Origin of the sequence: Pseudomonas cerasi (assembly GCF_027983475.1) — a bacterium.
In the GTDB taxonomy this organism is placed as follows: domain Bacteria; phylum Pseudomonadota; class Gammaproteobacteria; order Pseudomonadales; family Pseudomonadaceae; genus Aquipseudomonas; species Aquipseudomonas cerasi.
The window spans coordinates 1,237,860-1,261,705 of sequence record NZ_JAQJVM010000002.1 but is presented as its reverse complement, the minus strand read 5'-3'; the positions used below and the strand labels follow the sequence as shown (position 1 = coordinate 1,261,705).

Here is a 23,846-nt window from a genome sequence, read left to right as displayed (position 1 = left end):
CGCAAAGGCCTGGTCGCACTGTCTGGAGCGACACTGGATGACGACAGAGGCGTTAAAGTGGGCAAATCGCTGTTCCTGACTGCTGGACTGAAGCAGTGGTGCTTTATGTAAAATAGGCGGGTCGCTCAAAGAGGGCGGCTAGCATGCCTTTAGTTGTGGCAAAGTGCCAGCCCCATTGGGCCGTATCGTTTGCCCTGCACGACGCATTCGGGTAGCTTTGCGCAACGCGTGGTATCCACCGACTCCTGCATGAGTGACTCCACTTTTTGCAATATCGATCAGGCTTTATATTTGCCAGCACTGCCCCGACAGGTTTACCACTGAGTTTATTCAAGGCTCGGAACGGTCTCGCGGCAAGTCTCAAGGACAAATAAAAGCTTTTTTCCGGCCGGAGCTTTAAGCTCGTTACCCAAATCGGTCCTCATTACAGACGCTAGGTTTTCATTTCATGGCTCAATACGTCTACACCATGCATCGGCTGAGCAAAGTTGTGCCGCCGAAGCGTGAAATCCTGAAAAACATCTCTCTGTCATTCTTTCCCGGTGCCAAGATCGGTGTGCTGGGCCTCAACGGTTCGGGTAAATCCACGCTGTTGAAAATCATGGCGGGTGTCGACACCGAGTTTGATGGCGAAGCGCGTCCGATGCCGGAGCTCAATGTGGGTTATCTGCCGCAGGAGCCACAACTTGACCCGAACAAGACGGTCCGTGAGGTCGTGGAAGAGGCGGTCAGCGTGATCAAGGACGCACAGGCGCGTCTCGATCAGGTCTACGCCGAGTACGCCGAGCCGGACGCTGATTTCGACAAGCTGGCGGCCGAGCAGGCCAAGCTCGAAGCCATCCTGCAGGCCAGCGATGGCCATAACCTGGAGCGCCAGCTGGAAGTCGCCGCCGATGCGCTGCGCCTGCCGGCCTGGGATGCGAAGGTTTCGGTCCTTTCCGGTGGTGAGAAGCGCCGTGTCGCGCTGTGCCGCCTGCTGCTCTCCGCCCCGGACATGCTGCTCCTCGACGAACCGACCAACCACCTGGATGCCGACTCTGTCGCCTGGCTGGAGCACTTCCTCCACGACTTCCCGGGAACTGTGGTTGCGATCACGCACGACCGTTACTTCCTGGACAACGTGGCTGGCTGGATTCTGGAACTCGACCGCGGCGCGGGCATTCCTTACGAAGGCAACTATTCCGGCTGGCTTGAAGCCAAGTCCGACCGTCTGGCGCAGGAATCCAAGCAGCAGACTGCTCACGAAAAGGCCATGAAAGACGAGCTGGAGTGGGTTCGCAAGGGTGCCAAGGCGCGTCAGTCCAAATCCAAGGCGCGTCTGCAACGCTTCGAAGAGATGCAGTCGCAGGAGTTCCAGAAGCGCAGCGAGACCAACGAGATCTACATCCCGGCCGGTCCGCGCCTGGGCGACAAGGTTATCGAGTTCAAGAACGTCACCAAGGGCTATGGCGACCGCGTGCTGATCGACAACCTGTCGTTCTCCATGCCCAAAGGCGCCATCGTTGGCGTGATCGGCGGTAACGGTGCCGGTAAGTCGACCCTGTTCCGCATGCTGATGGGCAAGGAGCAGCCGGATTCGGGCAGCATCGAAGTCGGTGAAACCGTACAACTGGCCTGCGTGGACCAGAGCCGTGATGACCTGGACGGCAGCAAGTCGGTATTCCAGGCGGTATCCGACGGTTCCGATGTGATCCGTATCGGTAACTATGAGATTCCGTCGCGCACCTACGTCGGTCGCTTCAACTTCAAGGGCGGCGATCAGCAGAAGTTCGTCAAGGACCTGTCCGGTGGTGAGCGTGGTCGTCTGCACCTGGCGCTGACCCTGAAAGAGGGCGGCAACGTGCTGCTGCTCGACGAACCGTCCAACGACCTCGACGTGGAAACCCTGCGTTCACTGGAAGAAGCGCTGCTGGACTTCCCGGGCGCTGCCATTGTGATCTCTCACGATCGGTGGTTCCTTGACCGTGTAGCCACGCACATCCTGGCGTACGAAGACGATTCGCAAGCGATCTTCTTTGAAGGTAACTACACCGAGTATGAAGCGGATCGCAAGAAGCGTCTGGGCGAAGCCGCTGCTCAGCCGCATCGTGTGCGTCACAAAAAGCTGGCCTGATCAGCGCTCAGGCACGCGCCGCTCCTTGCAAGGAGCGGCGCTGCCGTTGGCTGGCCTGACTCACGCGTCAGGTTCGATCAGCAGCACTTCAATCGATTGATCGCCCGCCGGGCGCTGCCACAACACTTCATCGCCTTTCTGCGCACCGATCAGGGCGCGGCCCAGTGGCGATCCCCAATTGATCAGCCCGTTGGCTGCATCGGCCTGATCCTCTCCGACCAGATGCACGCGCTGCTGGTTATCCTGTTCATCCGCGAACGTCACCCAGCTGCCGATCTGCACCTTCTCGGTCGACACAGCCGGGGCGACGACCTGCGCGCTTTGCAGGCGCTGATTGAAGTAACGCAGGTCGCGTTCCAGGTCGGCCAGTCGCTGCTTGTCCGCCGCTTCGCCCAACGCGGTTTGCGCGCTGTGCTGCGCCTGCAGGCTATTGACGTGTTTCTTCAACAAGGTCAGGCCTTCGGCCGTGACGTAGTTGATCTGTGTACTGACCAGCCGCTCGACCGGTTGCTCGGCCTCGGCGGCAGCGTTGTCTTCGTTTACGAATGCGCGGCTCATGAAGAGTCCTCCCTAATAGGCTTTAGGCCGCAGCAGGACATCATTGGTTTCGTCGGATTGCACCGACGCCTGATCAGTTGGGACGATAGGCCTTGGCCGCGCTGCGGGTTTTTTCCTGCTCCCAGGCACGGTCACGCTCATTGAAGACCTGGCCGGGGTTGAGCCGGTCGCGATTGTCCTGCGAGGTTTCGCACTGACGAAAGCCATCGGTCCAGCCCTGGGCGTAGAGCTTGTCCTTCAGATAGCGGGGCACGTTCTTGCGAAATTGGCCGGTAGTGGCACCTGCTGCGTCCCTGCCGCTGCTGCAACCGTCCTGATAGCCGTCTGCAAAACCCGGCGGATAACCCTCGGCCAGCATCTGGTCACGGGTGGACTGACAACCCGCCAGCACGATGGCCAGCGACAACAACAGCCAATACCGCTTCATGGTGATTCCCTCTGCTTATGAGAGGAGTCTAGAAGGTAATTTGTGAGTTATTCGTAAAAGCGATGTAGGGAACGTGTAATAGCAGTGTGCCGGTGTTTTCAAGGCACACTGCCGACCATTGACACTGATCCGGTCAGTAGTGATACCACTTCACCTCAAGCATCACCTCGTTCTGCGGCGAGCTCATCTGGCTGAATTCGCGCTGGGCGCTCAGGCGCAGGCCGAGGTTGCGGGATAGCTCCCATTGCTGGTTGAGACTGACGCTGCGGCGCACTTCGCCATTGGTGAAATAGTCGCCCTTGGCTTCCAGGCTCAGGTTGCCCAGCGGGTTGCGCCACAGCACGCCGGTGTTGAAGCCTGCGGCGGGAGAGATGAATTCGGCGAAATCGTTATTGTGCTCGACTCGCACGGTGCCCAGTGCAAAGCCGAGCATGTCGTCGGCCAGCTGCCAGGTGCCGCCGCCACCACCGTTGACGTGGCTGACGAGGTTTTCGTCGCCGTGCTTGCCGAGAACCCGCTCCAGCCCCCCGGTAACTTGCCATGACCAGGGTTTCAGCAGCTCGGTACGCGGGGTCAGTGAGCGAATGGTGGCCAGGTCCAGTTGTTGCACCTGCCAGTCATTGCCTTCGTATTGACGCACTTTGAGCTGAAGAATCTCGATCTGCGCACCCAGCGGGAAACCGTAGGCATTGTCGTTCAGGTCGTGATAGGCCATGCGCAGACCATATTCAGCGAACGCCTTGTCACCGCGTGTGCCCGCACCCAACTGCCAGGTACGTGATTCATGGCCTTCTTCCGGCAGGCCGGGGCGCGGGATGTCCAGCTGTGGCGGCGGGTTCTGATTGATCGCCTGCAACAGCTCGAAGCTGCGTTGCGAGCGTTGTGTATCGCGCTCAAGACCGTTGGCGCGATAGCGCTCCAGACGATAGGCAGCGTCCTGAATCAACGCGCGGCGTTCTGTGGGCTGCGCGAGGTACTCGCTGTTGTGCAGTTGTTTCTGATCGGCGCTGACCTTCAATACCCACTGTTGCTCGTCTGCATCGAGCGGTTCGGCGCGGCTCAGCAACTCGCGTTCGCGTGACGGGCGATAGTCGATCTTCTCCACCAGCCCGGCGGCCTTGATCGCCTTGACCGTATCGGTCGGGATCGCGGTCAGGCCAAACTGATCGGTAAGCTTCAGGCCCGGTCGGGCGACCTGCAGCAATTCCAGCAGCCGGTAGGAGCAGTTTTCGTCGAAGAAGAAATAACTGAAACGGATCTGTTTCAGCTCCCAGACATGCTCGACCATGCGCCCGGTTTCTTCCGCAGGCAGGTTCAGGCGGTATTCCCACAGGTCACGGTTTTCCAGGCTGCGGTATTCCGACAGTTTTTCCTGATACGGCACCAGCGCAAACAACCCCGGGTAGCCGCCTGCCAGACCTTTCCACGCGTACAGAATGCTGTTGTCCATGCCTTCGATATAGGCACCGAAGTTGATCGCGTAGCTCAGCAAGGTGGTGTTATTGGTTTTCGCGCTGGCCGGATCGATGCGCAGCAGCGTATGGCCAAACATCGACGAGGGGCTGTTGAGGTAAGCGGCCGGGAAAATCAGCACCGTGCTGTCCGGGGCCACATCCTTGTACCAGGCCTTGAATTCCTTACAGTCCGGCGTCGGCAGGTCAGTCAGGTGCAACTGGTCACGCAGCCAGCGGGTGCGTGCCGGGTATACGCACTGGGCGTGAGTCTGCTCGTTGCTGACCGGTGCGTAAATAGCGTCGAGTGTCGCGCTCAGCTCTGCCTGCGGGTCGTGTGCACCGTTGGCGGCGAGAAAGAATTTCGGGTCTGTGACATAGCTGCGCCAGCCACCGAGCTTGCCGGCTTCGTAGTGACCCAGGGAAATCCAGAACGGCTCATTGGCCAATTGCTGCAAACGGTCAGCGCTGGCATGAGGTGCCGCATACAAGGGGGCACAGACAAACAGCGCCAGCGATACAAGACGTTTGAGCATAGAGGGCAACTAGTCAGAAAAGGGGATCCCGCCCTTTGCGAAGAAAGGGCGGGCGAACGACTTTAAGCCTGGGTAGCGTACTTGGCCAGAGTCGGATCGTTTTTCAGAACATTGACGGTGTTGGTGTGAACATCTTCGGCAGTGGCGTCGGCCTTGCTGAAGATTTGCGAGAAGTGCTCGTGAGTGACGGCGGCAAAGTGCTCGCGGTCTTCTGGTGCAACGCCCAGTACCACAGCGTAGGTAGTCAGTGCTTCGCCCTGACCCATGGCCATGTCTTTGGAGAGTTCATCCATCATGCCGTTCATGGCAAGCCAGGATTTACCGCCATAAGTCAGCGCGCCGTTGGTCGAGCAGCCGTTGGTGCCGGAGGTCATGCCGAAGGTGGCGTTACCCGATGTACCGTTGGTGGTCGAAGCGAGGAAGTGAGCTGGAGTACCGCGTTGGCCTTCAAACAGCATGTTGCCCCAACCGCAGTCAGGACCGCCTGGTGCTTGAGCCATAGCGTTGATCGATACAGCGGCGAAGAGCGTTCCAAGAAGAATCCGTTTCATAGCTTTTTCTCTTTTTAGTTCAGCCAAGGGTCGAGTTTCTTGAGTTGTCACATCAAGACAGATGGTCAGCCAGCAGCCACCTGTGCAGTTTGGAGTTTAGGCAGGTTCCAAGGGTTCCGTTAGGGATTACAGATTATTACTTGAAAACGGCTTTTTTCAGAACGTGGCGGGTGACGCTACACACGCAAATGCTTTTCGGCTCTTTCCTGCCTTGCAAGTCGTGCACAGCGAGCGCCAGAATGCCGACATCTGCCCCGCCTGATGTAAGGATTACTGATGCCCGATTCTGTCGCAGCCAACCTACGCCTGGCGCCCAACGCGCTGACCCGTCCGTTTTCCGCTGAGCAGTTCAGCTTTGCGACCACCCACGAGCTCGAACCCTTTCGCGGTGTCCTTGGCCAGGAGAGAGCCGTAGAGGCCCTGCAGTTCGGCGTTGCGATGCCGCGCCCCGGTTACAACGTGTTTGTCATGGGCGAGCCCGGCACCGGGCGCTTTTCGTTCGTAAAACGCTATCTCAAGGCCGAAGGCAAACGGATGCAGACGCCGTCGGACTGGGTCTACGTCAACAACTTCGACGAGCCCCGCGAGCCAAAGGCGCTGGAGCTGCCGCCTGGCACTGCCCATGAGTTCACCGCCGACATCGGTGGCCTGATCGACAACCTGCTGGTGACCTTCCCGGCGGTTTTCGAGCACCCGTCGTATCAGCAGAAGAAAAGCTCGATCGACCGTGCGTTCAATCAGCGCTATGACCGCGCCCTGGACGTCATCGAGCGCCTGTCGCTGGAAAAGGACATCGCGCTGTATCGCGACAGCTCCAACATCGCGTTCACGCCGATGGCCGATGGCAAGGCGCTGGATGAGGCCGAGTTTTCCCAGTTGCCCGAAGCGGATCGCGAGCGCTTCCACGAAGATATCTCCGCGCTCGAGGAGCGTCTCAACGAAGAACTGGCCAGCCTGCCGCAGTGGAAGCGCGAGTCCAACAATCAGCTGCGTCAGTTGAATGAAGAGACCATCACCCTGACCCTGCAGCCCTTGCTGGCACCGCTTTCTGAAAAGTACGCCGAGAACGCTGCGGTCTGCGCCTACCTGCAGGCCATGCAGGTTTACCTGCTCAAGACTCTGGTCGAGCAGTTGGTCGATGACGCCAAGACCGACGCTCAGGCGCGCAAGCTGCTGGAAGAGCAATACAGCCCGAGTCTGGTGGTCGGGCATACTCGTGATGGCGGTGCGCCGGTGGTTTTCGAACAGCACCCCACCTACGACAACCTGTTCGGGCGCATCGAATACAGCACCGATCAGGGCGCGCTGTACACCACGTACCGGCAACTGCGCCCCGGCGCGCTGCATCGTGCCAACGGCGGTTTCCTGATTCTGGAAGCCGAGAAAATGCTGGGCGAGCCGTTCGTCTGGGATGCGCTCAAGCGTACCCTGCAATCGCGCAAGCTGAAGATGGAGTCGCCGCTGGGCGAGCTCGGCCGCGTTGCAACCGTGAGCCTGACGCCGCAGGTGATCCCGTGGAACGTCAAAATCATCATCATCGGTTCCCGCTCGCTGTATTACACCCTGCAAGACCTCGATCCTGACTTCCAGGAGATGTTCCGGGTGCTGGTCGACTTTGACGAAGAGATTCCGATGGTCGACGAGACGCTCGAGCAATTCGCTCAGCTACTCAAGACCCGGACCTCGGAAGAGGGCATGGCGCCGCTGACCGCCGATGCGGTGGCACGACTGGCGACTTACAGCGCCCGTTTGGCCGAGCACCAAGGGCGTTTGTCGGCGCGTATCGGTGACCTGTTCCAATTGGTCAGCGAGGCCGATTTCATCCGCCAGCTGGCCAACGACGACAAGACCGACGCCGGGCATATCGAACGTGCGCTCAAGGCCAAGGCCACCCGTACCGGGCGGGTCTCGGCGCGGATTCTCGATGACATGATGGCTGGTGTGATTCTGATCGACACTGACGGCGCGGCCGTCGGCAAATGCAACGGCCTGACGGTGCTGGAGGTCGGCGACTCGGCCTTCGGCGTGCCCGCGCGCATTTCCGCCACGGTGTACCCGGGCGGCAGCGGGATTGTCGACATCGAGCGCGAGGTCAATCTTGGCCAGCCGATCCACTCCAAGGGCGTGATGATCCTCACCGGCTACCTTGGCAGCCGTTATGCCCAGGAATTTCCGCTGGCGATTTCCGCAAGTATCGCGCTCGAGCAGTCCTACGGTTACGTGGATGGCGACAGTGCGTCGCTTGGCGAGGTCTGCACGCTGATCTCGGCGCTGTCACGCACGCCACTCAAGCAGTGCTTCGCGATTACCGGTTCCATCAACCAGTTTGGTGAAGTTCAGGCGGTGGGCGGGGTCAATGAAAAGATCGAGGGCTTCTTCCGTCTCTGCGAAGCACGTGGGCTGACTGGCGAGCAGGGCGCGATCATCCCGCACGCCAACGTCACCACGCTGATGCTTGACGAGCGCGTGGTGCAGGCTGTTCGTGCCGGGCAATTCCACATCTATGCCGTACGTCAGGCCGATGAGGCGCTGAGCCTGCTGGTGGGCGAACCTGCCGGTGCGCCTGACGAGCATGGCGAATTCCCTGAGGGCAGCGTCAATGCACGCGTCGTGGAGCGTCTGCGCGATATCGCAGAGATGCTCAGTGATGAAGACCTCAAGGAAGAGCTGGAAAAGGAGCCTGCGCAGTTGCAGCCTGAACTCAAGGTCTGACAGCGCAGGAGCCGGGCGGTGAGGGCCGCCCGGTGCTCCGTTCATCAGGGATAGTTTCTCGCAGAGCGGTTTTCTTCTAGTCTTGAGGTGATCGCAGTGGCCAAAGAGATTGGCGTAAATCCTGTTTCACGAGAAGGATGAATAGTGTTGCTGATCAGGAGCGCATCATGCAGCGTAGCCTTTGCCTTACCCGAGAATGCATGGGGCTGATGACACGTATCGAGTGCGTCATCCGGCCCCTCCCTCATGACAGCGGACAATGGATGGTGCTCTTCGCGGCCGGAATGGCCGAGGAACAGCCTTCCGCAATCAAGACCCAAGGGCCTTTCAAGGGCCTGCCCGCAGCGCAATCGGTGCTGACCAGCATTCTCGAAAGCCTGTCGTTGCATGGTTATCAATGTGCCGATGACGTACCTATCTGGATGCTGCACATTCAGGCCGAACTGCGTCGTATCGATAGCGGCAGGACGGTCTGTCAAAGCTCGTCGCTGTTCTAGGCTCTGTACGAAAAGTGTCTGCGCTCGGTGATGCTTCGTTAAAAACAGGCTCGCTTGGCCTTCGCTCGCCGACTTTTCGTACAGAGCCTAGCCTTCAATCCGGTTCCTCAAGTGCGCTAACTGCCGCTGTGCGATATTTTGTCGCACGGCCAGAGCGGTGCATTACCGCTGATATACTCGCCCGCTCCTTCAAAACACCTTGCGAGTATCAATGGAACGTTTTTTTGAAAATGCCATGTACGCATCGCGCTGGCTGCTGGCGCCGATCTATTTCGGCCTCTCCCTTGGCCTGTTGGCGTTGTGTCTGAAGTTTTTCCAGGAAATCTTTCATGTCATTCCCAACATCTTCTCGCTGGCCGAAGCTGACCTGATTCTGGTGCTGCTGTCGTTGATCGACATGGCGCTGGTCGGTGGCTTGCTGGTGATGGTGATGATCTCCGGCTACGAGAATTTCGTGTCGCAGCTGGACATCGACGAGGACAAGGAAAAGCTCAACTGGCTGGGCACTATGGATTCGTCTTCGTTGAAGATGAAAGTTGCAGCATCCATTGTCGCGATTTCCTCCATCCACCTGTTGCGGGTGTTCATGGATGCCACCAACATCAAGCCCGAATACCTGATGTGGTACGTGATTATCCACATGACGTTCGTGATATCGGCGTTTGCGATGGGCTATCTGGACAAGGTCACCAAGCACTAAGGCGACGCGCGATGAAAGGGGCGGGCGTTATCGTTTCTGGCATGTCGGCGCTGTGTGTTGTAAAACGTCCGTTCCGATGCATCAGGCATTTGCGCAGGAGGTTCGATCATGAATTATCAGGAATTTATCGACCACGCCCAGGCCGGGCGGGTCGATGAGCTGAACCTGATCTCCATCGAAGGCGGCATCTATCTGCTGGATGTGCGCATGAATGGCACTTCGGTGATGCTCAAGGACCCAGCGGGCAAGACCCTGCATCTTCGCTCGGTGGAGCATGCGCGGGATTTGCTCAAGGACATACCGGTGGTGCCTTTTTACCTGGTCCATTGTGTGGTCCATGACGAGCTGTGCGGCATGCCGGTCAATGACCGCTCTGAAATGCGCCTGCCGATCTCGTTTCATTCCTCCTGGTCCTGATCGCCAGCCGCGTATTGCTGCTGCGGTAGGGGCTGTAGCGGCAATTGTGCTAGGCTGCTCGGCCTTTTGGTTCGGGGCGCATCAGCGTATAGCGTGATTGCCGTTCAGGTTTTGCGCGATACCGACTGCGTGCCCCTCTACGGAGCAGTGTCATGTCCGAAGTCAATCTGTCCACCGACGAAACCCGCGTCAGCTACGGCATTGGCCGTCAGTTGGGCGATCAGTTGCGCGACAACCCGCCACCGGGTGTCGATCTGGAAGCCATCGTGGCAGGCCTGCGCGATGCGTTCGGCGGTCAGCCAAGCCGTGTTGGTCAGGAAGAAATGTCCGCCAGCTTCAAGGTCATCCGCGAAATCATGCAGGCTGAAGCAGCCGCCAAAGCCGAGCAGGCTGCGGGCGCCGGCAAGGCCTACCTGGCTGAAAACGCCAAGCGCGAAGGCGTGACCACCCTGGCTTCGGGTCTGCAATTCGAAGTCGTGACCGCTGGCACTGGCCCTAAGCCAACCCGTGAAGATCAGGTACGCGTTCACTACCACGGCACGTTGATCGACGGTAACGTCTTCGACAGCTCCTACGATCGCGGCGAGCCGGCCGAATTTCCTGTCAGCGGCGTGATTGCCGGCTGGACCGAGGCGCTGCAACTGATGAACGCCGGCAGCAAATGGCGTCTGCACGTGCCGAGCGAGCTGGCTTACGGCGCTCAGGGCGTAGGCAGCATCGCACCGCACAGCGTGCTGGTGTTTGATGTGGAACTGCTGGACGTTCTGTAAGCGACCCGGTCGATGCAGATAGTCGCTGAACGAATCGCGCCGATTCGTTCAGCGACGCAGTTGTGCTGATGCTTCATGCTCAGTGCAACTCACTCATGGGGCGCAACGCCCGCGCGTAGCAGAACAGAAACAGGTTTCTCACCAGTTCCTTGAGCACCAATGGCTCGCTGGAACTCAAACTGCACACATCCAGATCGCCCTGATCGCGTAACTCTTCCAGCGCTTCCTCTTCCAGTACGGCACACACTTCCCCCGTCTCGCGGTGGAGAATTCTCAGGTAAGGGTGGGGTCTGTCCAGCCATGCATCGATCAAATAAGTCATGTCTCATCTCCTGTGCAAGTTAGATGAGAATAATTCTTATCGGGATAATAGCAAGGCTCTATTGAGATTAATTCTCATTTTGCGCTGAATGGTTGATCCAGATCAGCGAATGCCGACGCGGAGCGTTGGGACGATAGTTACAGAACTATCGTTCCTCACGCTCCGCGTGGGAATGCCGTTCGTGACGCTCTGCGTCACACAGCGACGCCGTCGGCCTGTCAGTGATGCTCGCGGGTAGCGCGGAATTTCACGTCGGGCCAGCGTTCTTCCATCAGCGCCAGGTTCACGCGGGTAGGGGCGAGGTAGGTCAGGTGACCGCCGCCGTCCATTGCCAGGTTTTCCACCGCCTTGTTCTCAAACTCTTCGAGCTTCTTCTTGTCGTCGCAGTCGATCCAGCGGGCAGACCACACAGTGATCGGCTCGTAAGCGCATTCAACCTTGTATTCTTCCTTCAGACGGCTGGCGACCACATCGAACTGCAGCACACCGACGGCGCCGAGGATGATGTCGTTGCTGCGCTGCGGGAAGAACACCTGCGTGGCGCCTTCTTCGGCCAGCTGTTGCAGACCCTGACGCAATTGCTTGGACTTGAGCGGGTCCTTCAGGCGTACGCGACGGAACAGCTCCGGTGCGAAGTGCGGAATACCGGTGAAGCCCAGCGCTTCGCCTTCGGTGAAGGTGTCGCCGATCTGGATGGTGCCGTGGTTGTGCAAACCGATGATGTCACCGGCATAGGCTTCTTCCAGTTGTTCGCGCTCCGACGAGAAGAACGTCAGCGCGTCGCCGATCCGTACGTCCTTGCCCAGACGCACATGGCGCATTTTCATGCCCTTGTCGTAACGGCCCGAGCAGATCCGCATGAAGGCGATGCGGTCGCGGTGCTTGGGGTCCATGTTTGCCTGGATCTTGAACACGAAACCGCTGAATTTCTCTTCCGCCGGCTCGACGGTGCGCTCGTTGGCCACACGTGCCAGCGGCTTGGGCGCCCAGTTCACCACGGCATCGAGTACATGATCGACGCCGAAGTTGCCCAGTGCGGTGCCGAAGAACACCGGGGTCAGCTGACCGTCGATGAATTCCTGCTGGTTGAATTCGTGGCAGGCACCCTGCACCAACTCCAGTTGCTCGACGAAGCGCTCGTATTCATCGCCCAGGTGAGCGCGGGCTTCGTCCGAATCGAGCTTCTCGATGATTTTGGTTTCGGTGCGCTCGTGGCCGTGACCTGCGGTGTAGACAATGATGTAGTCGTCGGCCAGGTGGTAGACACCCTTGAAGTCCCGGTAGCAACCGATCGGCCAGGTGATCGGTGCCGCCTTGATCTTGAGGACCGCTTCGATTTCATCGAGCAGCTCGATCGGGTCGCGGATATCGCGGTCGAGCTTGTTGATGAAGCTGACGATAGGCGTGTCGCGCAGACGGCAGACATCCATCAGCGCGATGGTGCGTGGCTCGACGCCTTTACCGCCGTCGAGGACCATCAAGGCCGAGTCGACTGCCGTCAGGGTGCGATAGGTGTCTTCGGAGAAGTCTTCGTGGCCCGGGGTGTCGAGCAGGTTGATCATGTGGTCGCGATACGGAAACTGCATCACGGACGTGGTAATGGAGATACCACGCTGTTTCTCCATTTCCATCCAGTCGGAGGTGGCGTGACGGTCGGATTTACGCGACTTGACCGTACCGGCGACGGAAATGGCCTTGCCCATCAGCAGGAGTTTTTCCGTGATGGTGGTTTTACCCGCATCCGGGTGGGAAATAATGGCGAAAGTGCGGCGTTTCGCGACTTCGGCGGCCTGTTGGGTCATGGGAAATCGCCTGGGATGGGATTGAAAAAGGGCGCAGATTATAGCTCAACTCGCGGCAATAACCGAACCGTTCAGACAATAAACGATGGCCAGATAATGTCTCGTGTGGGAACCTTTCAGGTCGTGGAGACGTCCACTCCCCCGTCAAGGCTCGCAACGAAGCCAACGCAAGGGGCTGATTCATCAGCATGTTGGTTTGACGAAGCTGCGCTTATGGCTTGTGTTTTCGCCGAGGTTAAACCCTTACCGGCGACCCACCCGCTGCTCTTCGCGAACGTTATTGCCGGCGTCCTTTCCGGACGTCCAGGTCAACGCGTTCGCCGACTGAAATAAGGAGTCCGCCTGTGGCAAATCGCTATGGCAAGGGGCTATTGGGAGGTGCGGTTGCGATCGCACTCCTGGCCCTGCTGATCCACTGGATCGGCATCAGTACTATCAAGCAATACCAGGATGACCTGCTGTTCTACCTTCAGGCTCACCTGATTCTGGTTCTGGTTTCAATGTTGGCGGCCCTGGTGGTCGGCATCCCTGCAGGCATTGCCCTCAGCCGACCGAGCATGGTTGGCCGCGCTGAACGCTTCATGCAGATCTTCAACATTGGCAACACCGTTCCTCCTCTCGCCGTTCTGGCCATTGCCCTCGGAATTCTCGGGATCGGCAGCGGGCCGGCGATCTTCGCGCTGTTCCTCGCCTCTCTGTTGCCTATCGTGCGTAATACCTACGAAGGCCTGAAAAACGTCCAGGGTTCACTCAAGGAAGCTGCCGTCGGTATTGGCATGACTCCGCGTCAGGTGCTGTGGCGTGTCGAGCTGCCCAACGCCGTGCCGATCATTGTCGGCGGTGTGCGTGTCGCGCTGGCGATCAATGTCGGGACCGCGCCACTGGCGTTTCTCATCGGCGCCAACAGCCTTGGCAGCCTGATTTTCCCGGGCATTGCGTTGAATAACCAGCCGCAACTTGTGCTGGGTGCAGCGTGTACCGCTCTGCTGGCGCTACTGCTCGATGGTCTGGTGACACTGGCCAGTCGTCTTTGGCTGGAACGCGGACTGGCTCGCTGAGCGAAGGAATTCTCATGAAAAGAATATGCTTGTTTTTAGGCTTTGCCTTGCTGTTTCCGGCACTTGCCCAGGCTGCGGAAAAGCCGCTGCTACGTATCGGCGCACGGGTGTTCACCGAACAGACCATGCTTGCCGAACTGACCGCGCAATACCTGCGGACCAAGAACTACGACGTCCAGATTACCGGCGGCCTTGGCAGCAACCTGGCGCGCAGCGCTCAGGAGAGCGGTCAGCTGGATCTGCTGTGGGAATACACCGGTGTATCGCTGGTGGCCTACAACCACATCGACGAAAAACTCGACAGCGCCCAGACCTATGCGCGGGTCAAGGAAGTGGATGCGAAGAAAGGCCTGGTCTGGCTTTCACCGTCGAAGTTCAACAACACCTACGCGCTGGCACTGCCGCAGAAAGTGGCTGACAAGTACCCGCAGATCAACACCATGACCGACCTGACCAAAGTGCTCAAGGACGAAGCCAAAGAGGGTCATGTCGTAGCGCTGGACACCGAGTTTGCCAACCGTTCCGACGGCCTTATCGGCATGGTCAAGCACTACGACATGAACCTCGGTCGTGAAAACACCCGGCAGATGGACGCCGGGCTGGTCTACACCGCGTTGCGCAACGGTCAGGTTTTCGCCGGTCTGGTGTACACAACCGACGGTCGTCTGAATGCGTTCAAGCTGAAAGTGCTGGAAGACGACAAGCACTATTTCCCTGACTACACCGCAGCGCCGGTGATCCGTCAGGAATATCTGGACAAGCATCCCGACATCGCCACGCTGCTCAAGCCGCTGGCTGACCTGCTGGACAACCAGACTATGATCGACCTCAACGCTCGCGTCGACGTCGGCCATGAAAGCCCCTCCACGGTTGCTGCAGACTTTCTGCGCCAGCACCCATTGAATTAAGGAAGGAGACGATATGAGTTTCTTGAGCGCCTTCTCCCATCTGGACTGGGCACAGGTTCTGCAACTGACCTGGCAGCACATTACGCTGGTGGGCATTGCCGTGACCCTGGCGATTGTCGTCGGCGTGCCACTGGGCGTGCTGATGACGCGTTTTCCAGCACTGGCGGGCCCGTTGCAGGCCAGCGCCACGGTATTGCTGACCGTGCCGTCGATTGCTCTGTTCGGCCTGTTGCTGCCGTTCTACTCCAAATTCGGCCAGGGCCTTGGCCCGATGCCGGCTATTACCGCAGTGTTTCTCTACTCGCTGCTGCCGATCATGCGTAACACCTACCTGGCGCTGACTGGCGTAGAACCGGGTATCCGCGAGGCCGCCAAAGGCATCGGCATGACCTTCGGCCAGCGTCTGCGCATGGTCGAGCTGCCGATCGCCGTGCCTGTGATCCTCGCCGGTGTGCGCACCGCCGTGGTGATGAATATCGGTGTCATGACCATTGCCGCGACCATCGGTGCCGGTGGTCTGGGTGTACTCATTCTTGCTTCTATCAGCCGCAGCGATATGTCGATGCTGATCGTTGGCGCGGTACTGGTCAGCATTCTGGCCATCATCGCCGACCTTCTCCTGCAATGGCTGCAACGCACGCTGACTCCAAAAGGATTACTGAAATGATCGAACTCCAGAACCTCTCCAAGACTTTCCAGAGCAACGGCAAAGAAGTGAAGGCTGTCGATTCGGTCAGCCTCACGGTCAACGAAGGCGAAATCTGCGTCTTCCTCGGCCCCTCGGGCTGCGGCAAGAGCACCACGCTGAAAATGATCAACCGCCTGATCATGCCGACCTCCGGCAAAGTGCTGATCAATGGCGAAGACACCACTGATCTGGACGAAGTGACCCTGCGTCGCAACATCGGCTACGTGATTCAGCAGATCGGTCTGTTCCCGAACATGACCATCGAAGAAAACATCGTGGTCGTGCCCAAGCTGCTCGGCTGGGACAAGCAGCGTTGCCATGACCGTGCTCGTGAATTGATGAGCATGATCAAGCTGGAGCCCAAACAGTACCTGCATCGCTACCCGCGTGAACTGTCCGGTGGTCAGCAACAGCGTATCGGCGTGATCCGTGCCCTGGCAGCCGACGCGCCCTTGCTGTTGATGGACGAACCGTTCGGTGCGGTCGACCCGATCAACCGCGAGATGATTCAGAACGAGTTCTTCGAGATGCAGCGCGCGCTGAACAAGACCGTGATCATGGTCAGCCACGACATTGATGAAGCCATCAAGCTGGGCGACAAGATCGCGATCTTCCGTGGTGGCAAACTGCTGCAGATCGATCACCCGGACACCTTGCTCGCGCATCCGGCCGACGACTTCGTCAGCAGCTTCGTCGGCCAGGACAGCACCCTCAAGCGTCTGCTGTTGGTCAAGGCCGAAGACGCCGCCGACAACGCGCCATCGGTCAGCCCGGAAACCCCGGTGGCTGATGCGCTGGAAGTGATGGACGAAAACGACCGTCGCTATATCGTGGTCACCGACAGCGAGAACAAGGCGATGGGCTATGTACGTCGTCGTGACCTGCACCGTCAGCAGGGCACGTGCGCGCAGTTCCTGCGTGAATTCAACGCCACCGCCGCTTACGACGAGCACTTGCGCATCCTCCTGTCGCGCATGTACGAGTTCAACCGCGCCTGGCTGCCGGTGTTGGACGCCGAGAACGTGTTCCTGGGTGAAGTGACGCAAGAGTCCATTGCGGCTTATCTGAGCTCCGGCCGTTCGCGTGGCATGAAGACCAGTATTGTCTCGCCAGCCGAGCAAGTGGCTTCCTGACCGGATGTATTGCCGCCAGCATCATGGCTGGCGGCAATGTTCACACTTGGAAATTCTCCATGCCACATTGAGTGACGTTGTTTTCCTGCAATGCAGACGCAGTCATTGCGTCTGCAGCGTCGCTCTCATACACCGTTGTCACGACCCCCTGATACTCGACGTTCACTTTACAGTGGTCATTACCCTCGAACTTCTTGCTGCTGGTCCAGACCTGGTTGGACACACTTGAATAGTAGGCTTTGCCTTGGGTGATCTCGGAGGCATAGAGGTCATTGACCAAAAGCTTGTAGTTAAGCTTTTTAAACGTGTCTCCCTCGAAATAGACCTCCAGCAGGTCATCTGTTCTGACGACCTTCGCGACTGTCAGTCGCAACAACATACTCTGGGCAATGGCCAGATAAGAACGGTAAGACGCCCGGTTTGTCACGCTGATGAGAGGGTTGCCATTGACGGTCATGTACAGGGCATCAACGCTTGCCTGATCGACACCTGCTACCAGTTGGGTCATCGTTGAGTCGGTGAAGAGCTGGCGGATGGGCAGGGCGATTTTTGCCTGTTCGACGTTGCCGGAGAACAGGGTATAGGGTTTCCCTATGCCTGCAATTGCCGTGATGGTCACCTCTTGATGGCCTACGCCGCCGAGGCGTATCCAGGTGTTGTCAATAAGTCCTGAGCCGTTGGGGGAGCCCTTCTCAAGCGTTGCATAAGGAGGGGCTCCGAAGACGATCGTGTAATCATAATTCTTGAAAGCCTCACCCTCGAACGTCACTTGGACAAGTCCTGCGCTGACGATCACGCTTCTTATGGTTTTTTGCAGGAGCAACCGTTGTGCACGGTTCAATAGTCGGCCGTGCAGTTCATCGGTCTTTTCTTTCTCCAGATTGAAGAAAAGAACGTCAAGCCTTGGCTGGGTAATGCCGGGCCTCAGTTCAGCGCAACGGTCATCGGTAAACATGGCCTTGATATTGAACAGCAGGATGGGTCGTGATGCGGTGCTGGCCACAGTGTATGGCTTGCCTCCAGCAAACACCTTGACTGACGCCTCATCCCCTTCGGAGAGGGGAGTGCTGGCTTCAACGTAGGCGATGCCTTCCTCGATACGGGCTTCACAACCCACGTGTTCGCCGTTGTCTGCCCACGCCACTAATGTGCCGTTTAGCGTTATTTCGTAACGGTATGACGTGTACCATTGCTTGGCAACGGTAAACTTTATCCGGTCTTGAAAGGTACCGTGCACGCTGGACAGGATATGGGCAAGCGGCGGGGTGTAAGTGAGCAACGGCAGATCGATCGGGATCGTCGTCTCAGCGTCATTTTCCCAAATGGCCCGCGTCAATGCGGGCAGGTCGGCGATCTGGTTGAGGGTTTCAGGGGTTGGGTACAATCCCCAGCGATCAAAGAATTCCGCCAGGTTGAGGTGGCTCAGCAGCGAGGTTTCGACGATGAAGCGCTGCGCTTTATCGTCGCTGACGGTGGGCGGGTTGTGCATGAGCCGATAGCGCTGGTGCAATTGCGGGTAGAACGAAGTACCGAAGCTAAGACGCAATTGCCAGAGCATGACAAGCTTGTGTCCGGCCTCCTTGATGTTGTCGTACGCTCGCAGGCTACTGGCCAGGTACTCTTTCACGGGGGGGTAACTGGAGTCGGCGCCTGTAGCACGGCCAAGGAAAAACTCTTGGGCGGCCATCGAGTAGAGATTGACCGTGACCTCTGTCATTCCGGTGCCGGTGCCCCATGTCATAGGGCTGAGTTGTCGTTGATGGCCGCTTTCGTGCCAAGGGCCCCAACCATCTTCAGGGGCGGTCGACAATAAACGCGCCAGCGCAGCCGATCCGTTAAACCCCATATGACCGTTTGTGGCAAACATGTAAAGCCGGTCCGCTTCCACGTAGAAATGTTTACTGGGATCAAGCGCCCATTCCATCGTGCCGTAGTCGATCAAGCCTGAAATACCATCCTGCGCGCTAATGGCACCATCGAAATTGCCCATCAGCTTTACGGGATCGGTCAGGTAGAGCTGTGCGCTCTGATAGCGCACCACGACAATAGCCCTCGGGCTGGTAAGCAGCACGACAGGCGCTTCGCTGTAGTGCGCCATTTGCTGTTCCCATTCCAGATTGGTCATATCCATTCTGAAAAACGGCACATGGTTGTACTGTCCTGTTATGTCCAGAACCACGTGGCCAAGGGGGTCCAGGTTGGTGAAGCCCAGCAGGCCTGTGTTGGTCGCGACAAGAACGTTCATGCCACGGTTCAGCGGGTACGAGGTGGGGGTATCCAGTTCTGGCACCCCGATCACTGCAGACACCAGATTCATGTACAGACTGGTTGCTGTGATTTCCAGCCGATCGCCTTTCGTTACATAAATATTAGTCGGCTGAAAGTCGGTGTGTGTCCTGGTACGGGCGTGACGTTGGCGATGACTTTCGGCAGATCCGAAGCCGAAGGCTTGCCACCGGGCTTGAACTGCACTGGGCGCAACGGAGCTTGCGGCGTGAAGGTGTCGGTCATCCATGATCGTTACCTGAAAAGGCGGTCTGAGCTGTTTATTGAGCGCGCAACCCCTGCATCCGTCTACTGACAGAACTGACAGGCTGATTTGCTTTGCGTGCCGGTGAATAAGGTGATGCCCAGCGTGCTGCGAAAAGGCATTGGCGACGGAGGTGGGGAACATCTGCCTGTCATGCAGGTCGGTTAAACAGGTCCTTGGGAAGGCAACTCAAGAGCCCTGTGCAAAAACGCGACATTTTTTGTTGATATCCGGCCCCTCAGGTCCTAAAGTTCGCGCCGAACGTCCATGCTGGAAACGATCCATCCGGCTCAAGTACTGACGACGAGACAGCAAGGCCAGGAAGGCAGCCCTTCAGGGCCTTTTTGCTTTCGGCGACATGCCTTGGGAAGTAGGCGAACCAAAGTGGGGATACGGAGGGCGTTCATTTGTACCCATTGACCAATACCGTTTGCCAATAGGAGTTCCAGCAGCATGCCGATCAATGTCGAAGACTACTACTCAGCCGAAACCTTCAAGAAAATGAAGGCGTTCGCTGACAAGCAAGAAACCCCGTTCGTGGTCATTGATACTGACATCATCAGCAAGGCATATGACGACCTGCGTGCGGGCTTCGAATTCGCCAAGGTTTATTATGCGGTCAAGGCCAACCCTGCCGTTGAAGTCATCAATCTGCTCAAGGAAAAGGGTTCGAGCTTCGACATTGCGTCGATCTACGAGCTGGACAAGGTCCTGAGCTGTGGTGTCGGTCCGGAGCGCATGAGCTACGGCAACACCATCAAGAAATCCAAGGACATTCGCTACTTCTACGAGAAGGGCGTGCGTTTGTTTGCGACCGACTCCGAAGCCGACCTGCGCAACATTGCCAAGGCCGCACCGGGCGCGAAAGTCTATGTGCGCATTCTGACCGAAGGTTCGACCACTGCCGACTGGCCTCTGTCGCGCAAATTCGGCTGCCAGACCGACATGGCCATGGACCTGCTGATTCTTGCCCGCGACTTGGGTCTGGTGCCTTACGGCATCTCCTTCCACGTCGGCTCGCAGCAGCGCGACATCAGCGTCTGGGATGCTGCCATTGCCAAGGTCAAAGTGATCTTCGAGCGTCTGAAAGAAGAAGACGGCATCGTTCTCAAGCTGATCAACATGGGTGGCGGCTTCCCGGCTAACTACATCACCCGCACCAACAGCCTCGAAACCTACGCTGAAGAGATCATCCGCTTCCTGAAGGAAGACTTCGGTGATGACCTGCCGGAAATCATTCTGGAGCCAGGCCGTTCGCTGATCTCCAACGCCGGTATTCTGGTCAGCGAAGTGGTATTGGTCGCCCGTAAGTCGCGTACTGCGGTCGAGCGTTGGGTATACACCGACGTGGGCAAGTTCTCCGGTCTGATCGAAACCATGGACGAAGCCATCAAGTTTCCGATCTGGACCGAGAAAAAAGGCGAAATGGAAGAAGTGGTCATCGCCGGCCCTACCTGCGACAGCGCCGACATCATGTACGAAAACTACAAGTACGGTCTGCCACTCAACCTGGCCATCGGTGACCGTATGTACTGGTTGTCCACCGGTGCCTACACCACCAGCTACAGCGCAGTAGAATTCAATGGCTTCCCGCCATTGAAGTCGTTCTACCTGTAAATTACCTGCGTCAGAAAAAGCCCATGAAAGTGGGCTTTTTTTTGCCCGTAAAAAAATAGTTATATAAGCCTTGAGGCGCTGATCCGTACGATGAGTGCAGCGTTTTTTTTGCCGAAACCCGATACGTTCCAGGATCAGTTGGTAGGCTTGAGGGAAAAGCAGCGAACGCAGTTGACCGAACTGCAGGCAGCGGTTGACGAAAAGCGTGCAGCGCTGGACGTCGAAGTGGGCAAGCGTGACCAGCTCTCGGCCCTTGCCTCGGTCGAGGTTTGCAAGACCGATTACGTTCGCGAGATGAGCAAATTGCTCGAAGCGTTGAAACATGCAAAAGACACGTTACAGATAGACAGGCCATGGCCGTCAGTGCATTAATTGCGCCGCGAAATATGAGTGAGAGTGGCGAGCGTGCTGAAGAAAGTCCTGTTTCAGTTGCACTGGTTCTTCGGGATCACGGCAGGTCTGGTGTTGACCCTAATGGGGATGACCGGTGCGCTGTATTCGTTCGAGGACGAAATTCTCGACGCGCTGAACCCGAATGTGCTGTTGGTCGAGTCGCGTGGTGCCACGCTGCCACCCGTTGAACTGGTGCGCAGGCTGGAGGCCACTACCGGCCTGACGGTCGCTATTCTGCGTGTCGAAACCACTGGCAACCGTGTCGCTCAGGTGTTTTTCACGCCCAAAACAGGTGAGCGTCGAGGCCCCAAACGCAATTTCGACCCCTACACCGGCGAGCTTAAAGGCAATGCAGTAGGGGAGGGTTTTTTCGACTTTGTCCTGAAGCTGCACCGTTATCTGGCCATGGGCGAGGCGGGCAAGCAGGTTACGGCGGCGTGTACGCTGATTCTGGTGTTCTTTTGCCTGTCCGGGCTTTACCTGCGCTGGCCTCGCGCAGTGCGGAACTGGCGGGTCTGGCTGACGGTTGACTGGGCAAAGAAAGGCCCAAGTTTCAATTGGGACCTGCATTCGGTCTTCGGCACCTGGTGCCTGTTGTTCTATCTGTTGTTCGCACTCACGGGACTCACTTGGTCGTATGACTGGGTGAGCAACGGTCTGAATAAACTGATCGGGGATTCGCCGCTCAACGAAGACGTCGCTGCGCCAGCCAAGGCTGCTGGAAGATCGCCCTTGGTGGTCGATTACGTGGCGGTCTGGGACAGTATCCAGAAGGCCGCCGGGCCGGACTTGCGCGCTTACAACTTGCGCCTGCCTGCTGCGGGCGGTCAGCCTGCCACGGTGTTTTACCTGCTCAAGGATTCACCGCACCCGCGCGCGCTGAACACCATCACCCTTGATCCGGCCAATGGTCAGGTCAGCTCGGTTGTACGCTATGCCGAGCGCAGTTTCGGTGCGCAATTGCTGGCCAGCAATTATGCGCTGCACGTCGGCAGCTACTTCGGGCTCGTCGGTCGAATCATCATGACCGGCGCATCGTTGCTGATGCCGCTGTTCTTCATTACTGGCTGGTTGCTGTACCTGGATCGACGTCGCAAGAAGCGTGATATCGAGCGTGCACGCGGCGAGGTTCAGGGTGATGACCACGACGATGACGCATCCTGGCTCGTCTGTTTCGCCAGTCAAAGCGGTTTCTCCGAGCAATTGGCCTGGCAGACCGCTGGCCAGTTGCAGGCTTCAGGATTGTCGGTGCGCGTGAAGCAACTGGGCGATCTGAGCGAAGAAGAGCTATGCCGAAGCCGCAATGCCTTGTTCGTTGTCAGTACCTTTGGTGACGGAGAGGCACCGGACAGTGCCCGACGTTTTGAGCGCAATCTGCTGGGTAGTCCGCTTTCACTGAACCAGCTCGATTACGCCGTTCTGGCGCTCGGCGACCGGCAGTATCCGCATTTTTGCGGCTTTGCCCATCGTTTGCATGACTGGTTGACCGAGCAGGGCGGGCGCAGCGTGTTTCCGCCTGTTGAAGTGGACAGCGCCGATCCTGTGGCCCTGCAAAACTGGCAGCAGCAATTGGGGCAGTTGACTGGCTCCGTGCCGGCAGCGCACTGGCAAACACCGGTTTTCGAGAACTGGACGCTGGCCCGGCGCGTGCTTTTAAACGCTGGCAGCAGTGGTTCGGAGGTCTATCTGCTGGACCTGGTGCCGCCAACCCTTGCGCATTGGCAGGCGGGGGATCTGGTCGAGGTGATGCCGCGCCACACGCTGCAGGTCATCGAGCCGTTTCTCGCCGGGCTGGGTGTCGATCCGGGCGCATCGGTCAGCGTGGATGGCTTGCAGGAGCCGCTCGCGCAGGCGCTGGAAAGCCGCCAGTTACCGCAGAACCGTTCACATCTGGTGGGGCTGCATGCGCAAGCGTTGATCGATGCGCTGGTGCCGGTCTCCGTACGTGAATACTCGATTGCCTCGATTGCGCAGGACGGCATTCTGCAACTCATCGTGCGTCAGGAAGTGCATGCCGACGGTAGCCTGGGGCTGGGTTCGGGGTGGCTTACCGAACATTGTGCCGTGGGCGGTGCCGTCAGCCTGCGTTTGCGCCGTAACAGCAGCTTTCATCTGCCTGTCGAACCTGTCCCGCTGATCCTGTTGGGCAATGGTACGGGGCTGGCCGGTTTACGCAGCCTGCTCAAGGCGCGTATCGCTCAAGGGCAGGTGCGCAACTGGTTGTTGTTCGGCGAACGTAACCGGGCGCATGACTTTCATTGCGGCGCTGAACTGCAGGGCTGGCTGGAGACTGGTCTCCTGACGCGCCTGGACCTGGCTTTTTCCCGCGATCAGGCAGAGAAAATCTACGTGCAGGATCGCTTGCGCGAGGCGGCCGATGAACTGCGTCTATGGCTCGACGAAGGGGCTACGATTTACATCTGTGGCAGCTTGCGGGGTATGGCGGCGGGCGTGGATCAGGTGTTGAACGAGGTGCTGGGCGAGCAGGCGATCAGCGAATTGATCGAGGAAGGGCGTTATCGGCGGGATGTGTATTAAGCATCGCACGATAGTTGAGAGTATCGTTTCTCACGCTCCAGCGTGGGAATGCCTTGGTTGACGCTCTGCGTCACAAATCTGCGCCGCATCACACACTCAAAACCGGACGCGGGGCGTCCAAGAGC

At 58.2% G+C, this 23,846-nt stretch carries 20 protein-coding genes; 13 read left to right on the top strand and 7 right to left on the bottom strand.

Annotation, left to right across the window (positions count from 1 at the left end; genetic code table 11):
- Positions 1–448 precede the first annotated feature (448 nt).
- The gene (gene ettA / locus PI739_RS14860; protein ID WP_003368689.1) at positions 449–2,113 is read left to right on the top strand and encodes an energy-dependent translational throttle protein EttA; all 1,665 of its coding nucleotides are present in this window, start codon (positions 449–451) and stop codon (positions 2,111–2,113) included.
- 60 nt (positions 2,114–2,173) lie between these two features.
- Here the strand turns inward: ettA and PI739_RS14855 are convergent, their stop codons facing one another.
- From PI739_RS14855 to PI739_RS14840, 4 genes are all read right to left on the bottom strand, one after another.
- Positions 2,174–2,671 (bottom strand): GreA/GreB family elongation factor, encoded by a 498-nt coding sequence (locus PI739_RS14855; protein ID WP_003368688.1) that lies wholly within the window; start codon positions 2,669–2,671, stop codon positions 2,174–2,176.
- A 73-nt stretch (positions 2,672–2,744) separates the two neighbouring features.
- Positions 2,745–3,098, bottom strand: a complete 354-nt coding sequence (locus PI739_RS14850) for a lipoprotein (RefSeq protein WP_054081992.1) — start codon at positions 3,096–3,098, stop codon at positions 2,745–2,747.
- 133 nt (positions 3,099–3,231) lie between these two features.
- Positions 3,232–5,085, bottom strand: coding sequence for an Lnb N-terminal periplasmic domain-containing protein (locus PI739_RS14845; protein ID WP_271351997.1), 1,854 nt, complete (start codon positions 5,083–5,085; stop codon positions 3,232–3,234).
- 62 nt (positions 5,086–5,147) lie between these two features.
- The gene (locus PI739_RS14840) at positions 5,148–5,636 is read right to left on the bottom strand and encodes a DUF3015 domain-containing protein (protein WP_002555221.1); all 489 of its coding nucleotides are present in this window, start codon (positions 5,634–5,636) and stop codon (positions 5,148–5,150) included.
- 276 nt (positions 5,637–5,912) lie between these two features.
- Between PI739_RS14840 and PI739_RS14835 the strand changes: the two genes are divergently transcribed.
- From PI739_RS14835 to PI739_RS14815, 5 genes are all read left to right on the top strand, one after another.
- Positions 5,913–8,348 (top strand): Lon protease family protein, encoded by a 2,436-nt coding sequence (locus tag PI739_RS14835; RefSeq protein ID WP_003368685.1) that lies wholly within the window; start codon positions 5,913–5,915, stop codon positions 8,346–8,348.
- Between the two features lie 167 nt (positions 8,349–8,515).
- The gene (locus PI739_RS14830) at positions 8,516–8,845 is read left to right on the top strand and encodes a PA4575 family protein (protein WP_032609169.1); all 330 of its coding nucleotides are present in this window, start codon (positions 8,516–8,518) and stop codon (positions 8,843–8,845) included.
- A 211-nt stretch (positions 8,846–9,056) separates the two neighbouring features.
- Positions 9,057–9,545 carry a TIGR00645 family protein gene (locus PI739_RS14825; RefSeq protein WP_003313787.1) on the top strand — a complete coding sequence of 163 codons (489 nt, stop codon included), beginning with the start codon at positions 9,057–9,059 and terminating at the stop codon, positions 9,543–9,545.
- 108 nt (positions 9,546–9,653) lie between these two features.
- Complete coding sequence (locus PI739_RS14820) at positions 9,654–9,962, top strand: DUF6482 family protein (protein WP_003368683.1); 309 nt, start codon at positions 9,654–9,656, stop codon at positions 9,960–9,962.
- Between the two features lie 152 nt (positions 9,963–10,114).
- Entirely contained in the window at positions 10,115–10,732 is a 618-nt protein-coding gene (locus tag PI739_RS14815; protein WP_003340445.1) for a BamJ family beta-barrel-assembly machinery protein, read from the top strand.
- Positions 10,733–10,811: 79 nt separating this feature from the next.
- Here PI739_RS14815 and PI739_RS14810 read toward each other — a convergent pair whose 3' ends face one another.
- Together PI739_RS14810 and PI739_RS14805 are read right to left on the bottom strand one after the other, a co-directional pair.
- Positions 10,812–11,054, bottom strand: a complete 243-nt coding sequence (locus PI739_RS14810; RefSeq protein WP_003368682.1) for a PA4570 family protein — start codon at positions 11,052–11,054, stop codon at positions 10,812–10,814.
- A gap of 218 nt (positions 11,055–11,272) precedes the next feature.
- Positions 11,273–12,856 carry a peptide chain release factor 3 gene (locus PI739_RS14805; RefSeq protein ID WP_003368681.1) on the bottom strand — a complete coding sequence of 528 codons (1,584 nt, stop codon included), beginning with the start codon at positions 12,854–12,856 and terminating at the stop codon, positions 11,273–11,275.
- Between the two features lie 344 nt (positions 12,857–13,200).
- Between PI739_RS14805 and PI739_RS14800 the strand changes: the two genes are divergently transcribed.
- Genes PI739_RS14800 through PI739_RS14785 form a run of 4 tightly spaced genes read left to right on the top strand, consistent with a single transcriptional unit; the run spans position 13,201 to position 16,643 of the window.
- The gene (locus tag PI739_RS14800) at positions 13,201–13,914 is read left to right on the top strand and encodes an ABC transporter permease (RefSeq protein ID WP_003368680.1); all 714 of its coding nucleotides are present in this window, start codon (positions 13,201–13,203) and stop codon (positions 13,912–13,914) included.
- A 14-nt stretch (positions 13,915–13,928) separates the two neighbouring features.
- Complete coding sequence (locus PI739_RS14795; RefSeq protein WP_003431617.1) at positions 13,929–14,822, top strand: glycine betaine ABC transporter substrate-binding protein; 894 nt, start codon at positions 13,929–13,931, stop codon at positions 14,820–14,822.
- A 13-nt stretch (positions 14,823–14,835) separates the two neighbouring features.
- Positions 14,836–15,489 carry an ABC transporter permease gene (locus PI739_RS14790; RefSeq protein WP_003400010.1) on the top strand — a complete coding sequence of 218 codons (654 nt, stop codon included), beginning with the start codon at positions 14,836–14,838 and terminating at the stop codon, positions 15,487–15,489.
- The gene (locus PI739_RS14785; RefSeq protein WP_003368676.1) at positions 15,486–16,643 is read left to right on the top strand and encodes an osmoprotectant ABC transporter ATP-binding protein OsmV; all 1,158 of its coding nucleotides are present in this window, start codon (positions 15,486–15,488) and stop codon (positions 16,641–16,643) included. Before PI739_RS14790 ends, PI739_RS14785 begins: the two co-directional genes overlap by 4 nt.
- A gap of 40 nt (positions 16,644–16,683) precedes the next feature.
- On the opposite strand, the gene PI739_RS14780 is transcribed toward PI739_RS14785, so the two are convergent.
- Positions 16,684–19,158, bottom strand: coding sequence for a M60 family metallopeptidase (locus tag PI739_RS14780; protein WP_054082177.1), 2,475 nt, complete (start codon positions 19,156–19,158; stop codon positions 16,684–16,686).
- Positions 19,159–19,626: 468 nt separating this feature from the next.
- On the opposite strand from PI739_RS14780, the gene PI739_RS14775 reads away from it, so the two are divergent.
- From PI739_RS14775 to PI739_RS14765, 3 genes are all read left to right on the top strand, one after another.
- A complete protein-coding gene (locus PI739_RS14775; RefSeq protein ID WP_003368674.1) occupies positions 19,627–20,790 on the top strand; it encodes a type III PLP-dependent enzyme in 1,164 nt (387 codons plus the stop codon).
- A 90-nt stretch (positions 20,791–20,880) separates the two neighbouring features.
- Entirely contained in the window at positions 20,881–21,162 is a 282-nt protein-coding gene (locus PI739_RS14770; protein ID WP_223886461.1) for a binary cytotoxin component, read from the top strand.
- Between the two features lie 36 nt (positions 21,163–21,198).
- Positions 21,199–23,721: a PepSY domain-containing protein gene (locus PI739_RS14765; RefSeq protein ID WP_054082178.1), complete on the top strand. Its 2,523-nt coding sequence runs from the start codon at positions 21,199–21,201 to the stop codon at positions 23,719–23,721.
- Positions 23,722–23,846: the final 125 nt, after the last annotated feature.

Excerpts from the sequence above, each read along its gene's own strand:
- PI739_RS14850 (WP_054081992.1), bottom strand. The coding sequence starts at position 3,098 with ATGAAGCGGTATTGGCTGTTGTTGTCGCTGGCCATCGTGCTGGCGGGT.
- PI739_RS14795 (WP_003431617.1), top strand. The coding sequence starts at position 13,929 with ATGAAAAGAATATGCTTGTTTTTAGGCTTTGCCTTGCTGTTTCCGGCA.
- PI739_RS14855 (WP_003368688.1), bottom strand. The coding sequence starts at position 2,671 with ATGAGCCGCGCATTCGTAAACGAAGACAACGCTGCCGCCGAGGCCGAG.
- PI739_RS14780 (WP_054082177.1), bottom strand. The coding sequence starts at position 19,158 with ATGGATGACCGACACCTTCACGCCGCAAGCTCCGTTGCGCCCAGTGCA.
- PI739_RS14815 (WP_003340445.1), top strand. The coding sequence starts at position 10,115 with ATGTCCGAAGTCAATCTGTCCACCGACGAAACCCGCGTCAGCTACGGC.
- PI739_RS14775 (WP_003368674.1), top strand. The coding sequence starts at position 19,627 with ATGCCGATCAATGTCGAAGACTACTACTCAGCCGAAACCTTCAAGAAA.
- PI739_RS14835 (WP_003368685.1), top strand. The coding sequence starts at position 5,913 with ATGCCCGATTCTGTCGCAGCCAACCTACGCCTGGCGCCCAACGCGCTG.
- PI739_RS14825 (WP_003313787.1), top strand. The coding sequence starts at position 9,057 with ATGGAACGTTTTTTTGAAAATGCCATGTACGCATCGCGCTGGCTGCTG.
- ettA (WP_003368689.1), top strand. The coding sequence starts at position 449 with ATGGCTCAATACGTCTACACCATGCATCGGCTGAGCAAAGTTGTGCCG.
- PI739_RS14805 (WP_003368681.1), bottom strand. The coding sequence starts at position 12,856 with ATGACCCAACAGGCCGCCGAAGTCGCGAAACGCCGCACTTTCGCCATT.
- PI739_RS14785 (WP_003368676.1), top strand. The coding sequence starts at position 15,486 with ATGATCGAACTCCAGAACCTCTCCAAGACTTTCCAGAGCAACGGCAAA.
- PI739_RS14820 (WP_003368683.1), top strand. The coding sequence starts at position 9,654 with ATGAATTATCAGGAATTTATCGACCACGCCCAGGCCGGGCGGGTCGAT.
- PI739_RS14790 (WP_003400010.1), top strand. The coding sequence starts at position 14,836 with ATGAGTTTCTTGAGCGCCTTCTCCCATCTGGACTGGGCACAGGTTCTG.
- PI739_RS14845 (WP_271351997.1), bottom strand. The coding sequence starts at position 5,085 with ATGCTCAAACGTCTTGTATCGCTGGCGCTGTTTGTCTGTGCCCCCTTG.
- PI739_RS14810 (WP_003368682.1), bottom strand. The coding sequence starts at position 11,054 with ATGACTTATTTGATCGATGCATGGCTGGACAGACCCCACCCTTACCTG.
- PI739_RS14830 (WP_032609169.1), top strand. The coding sequence starts at position 8,516 with ATGCAGCGTAGCCTTTGCCTTACCCGAGAATGCATGGGGCTGATGACA.
- PI739_RS14840 (WP_002555221.1), bottom strand. The coding sequence starts at position 5,636 with ATGAAACGGATTCTTCTTGGAACGCTCTTCGCCGCTGTATCGATCAAC.
- PI739_RS14770 (WP_223886461.1), top strand. The coding sequence starts at position 20,881 with ATGAGTGCAGCGTTTTTTTTGCCGAAACCCGATACGTTCCAGGATCAG.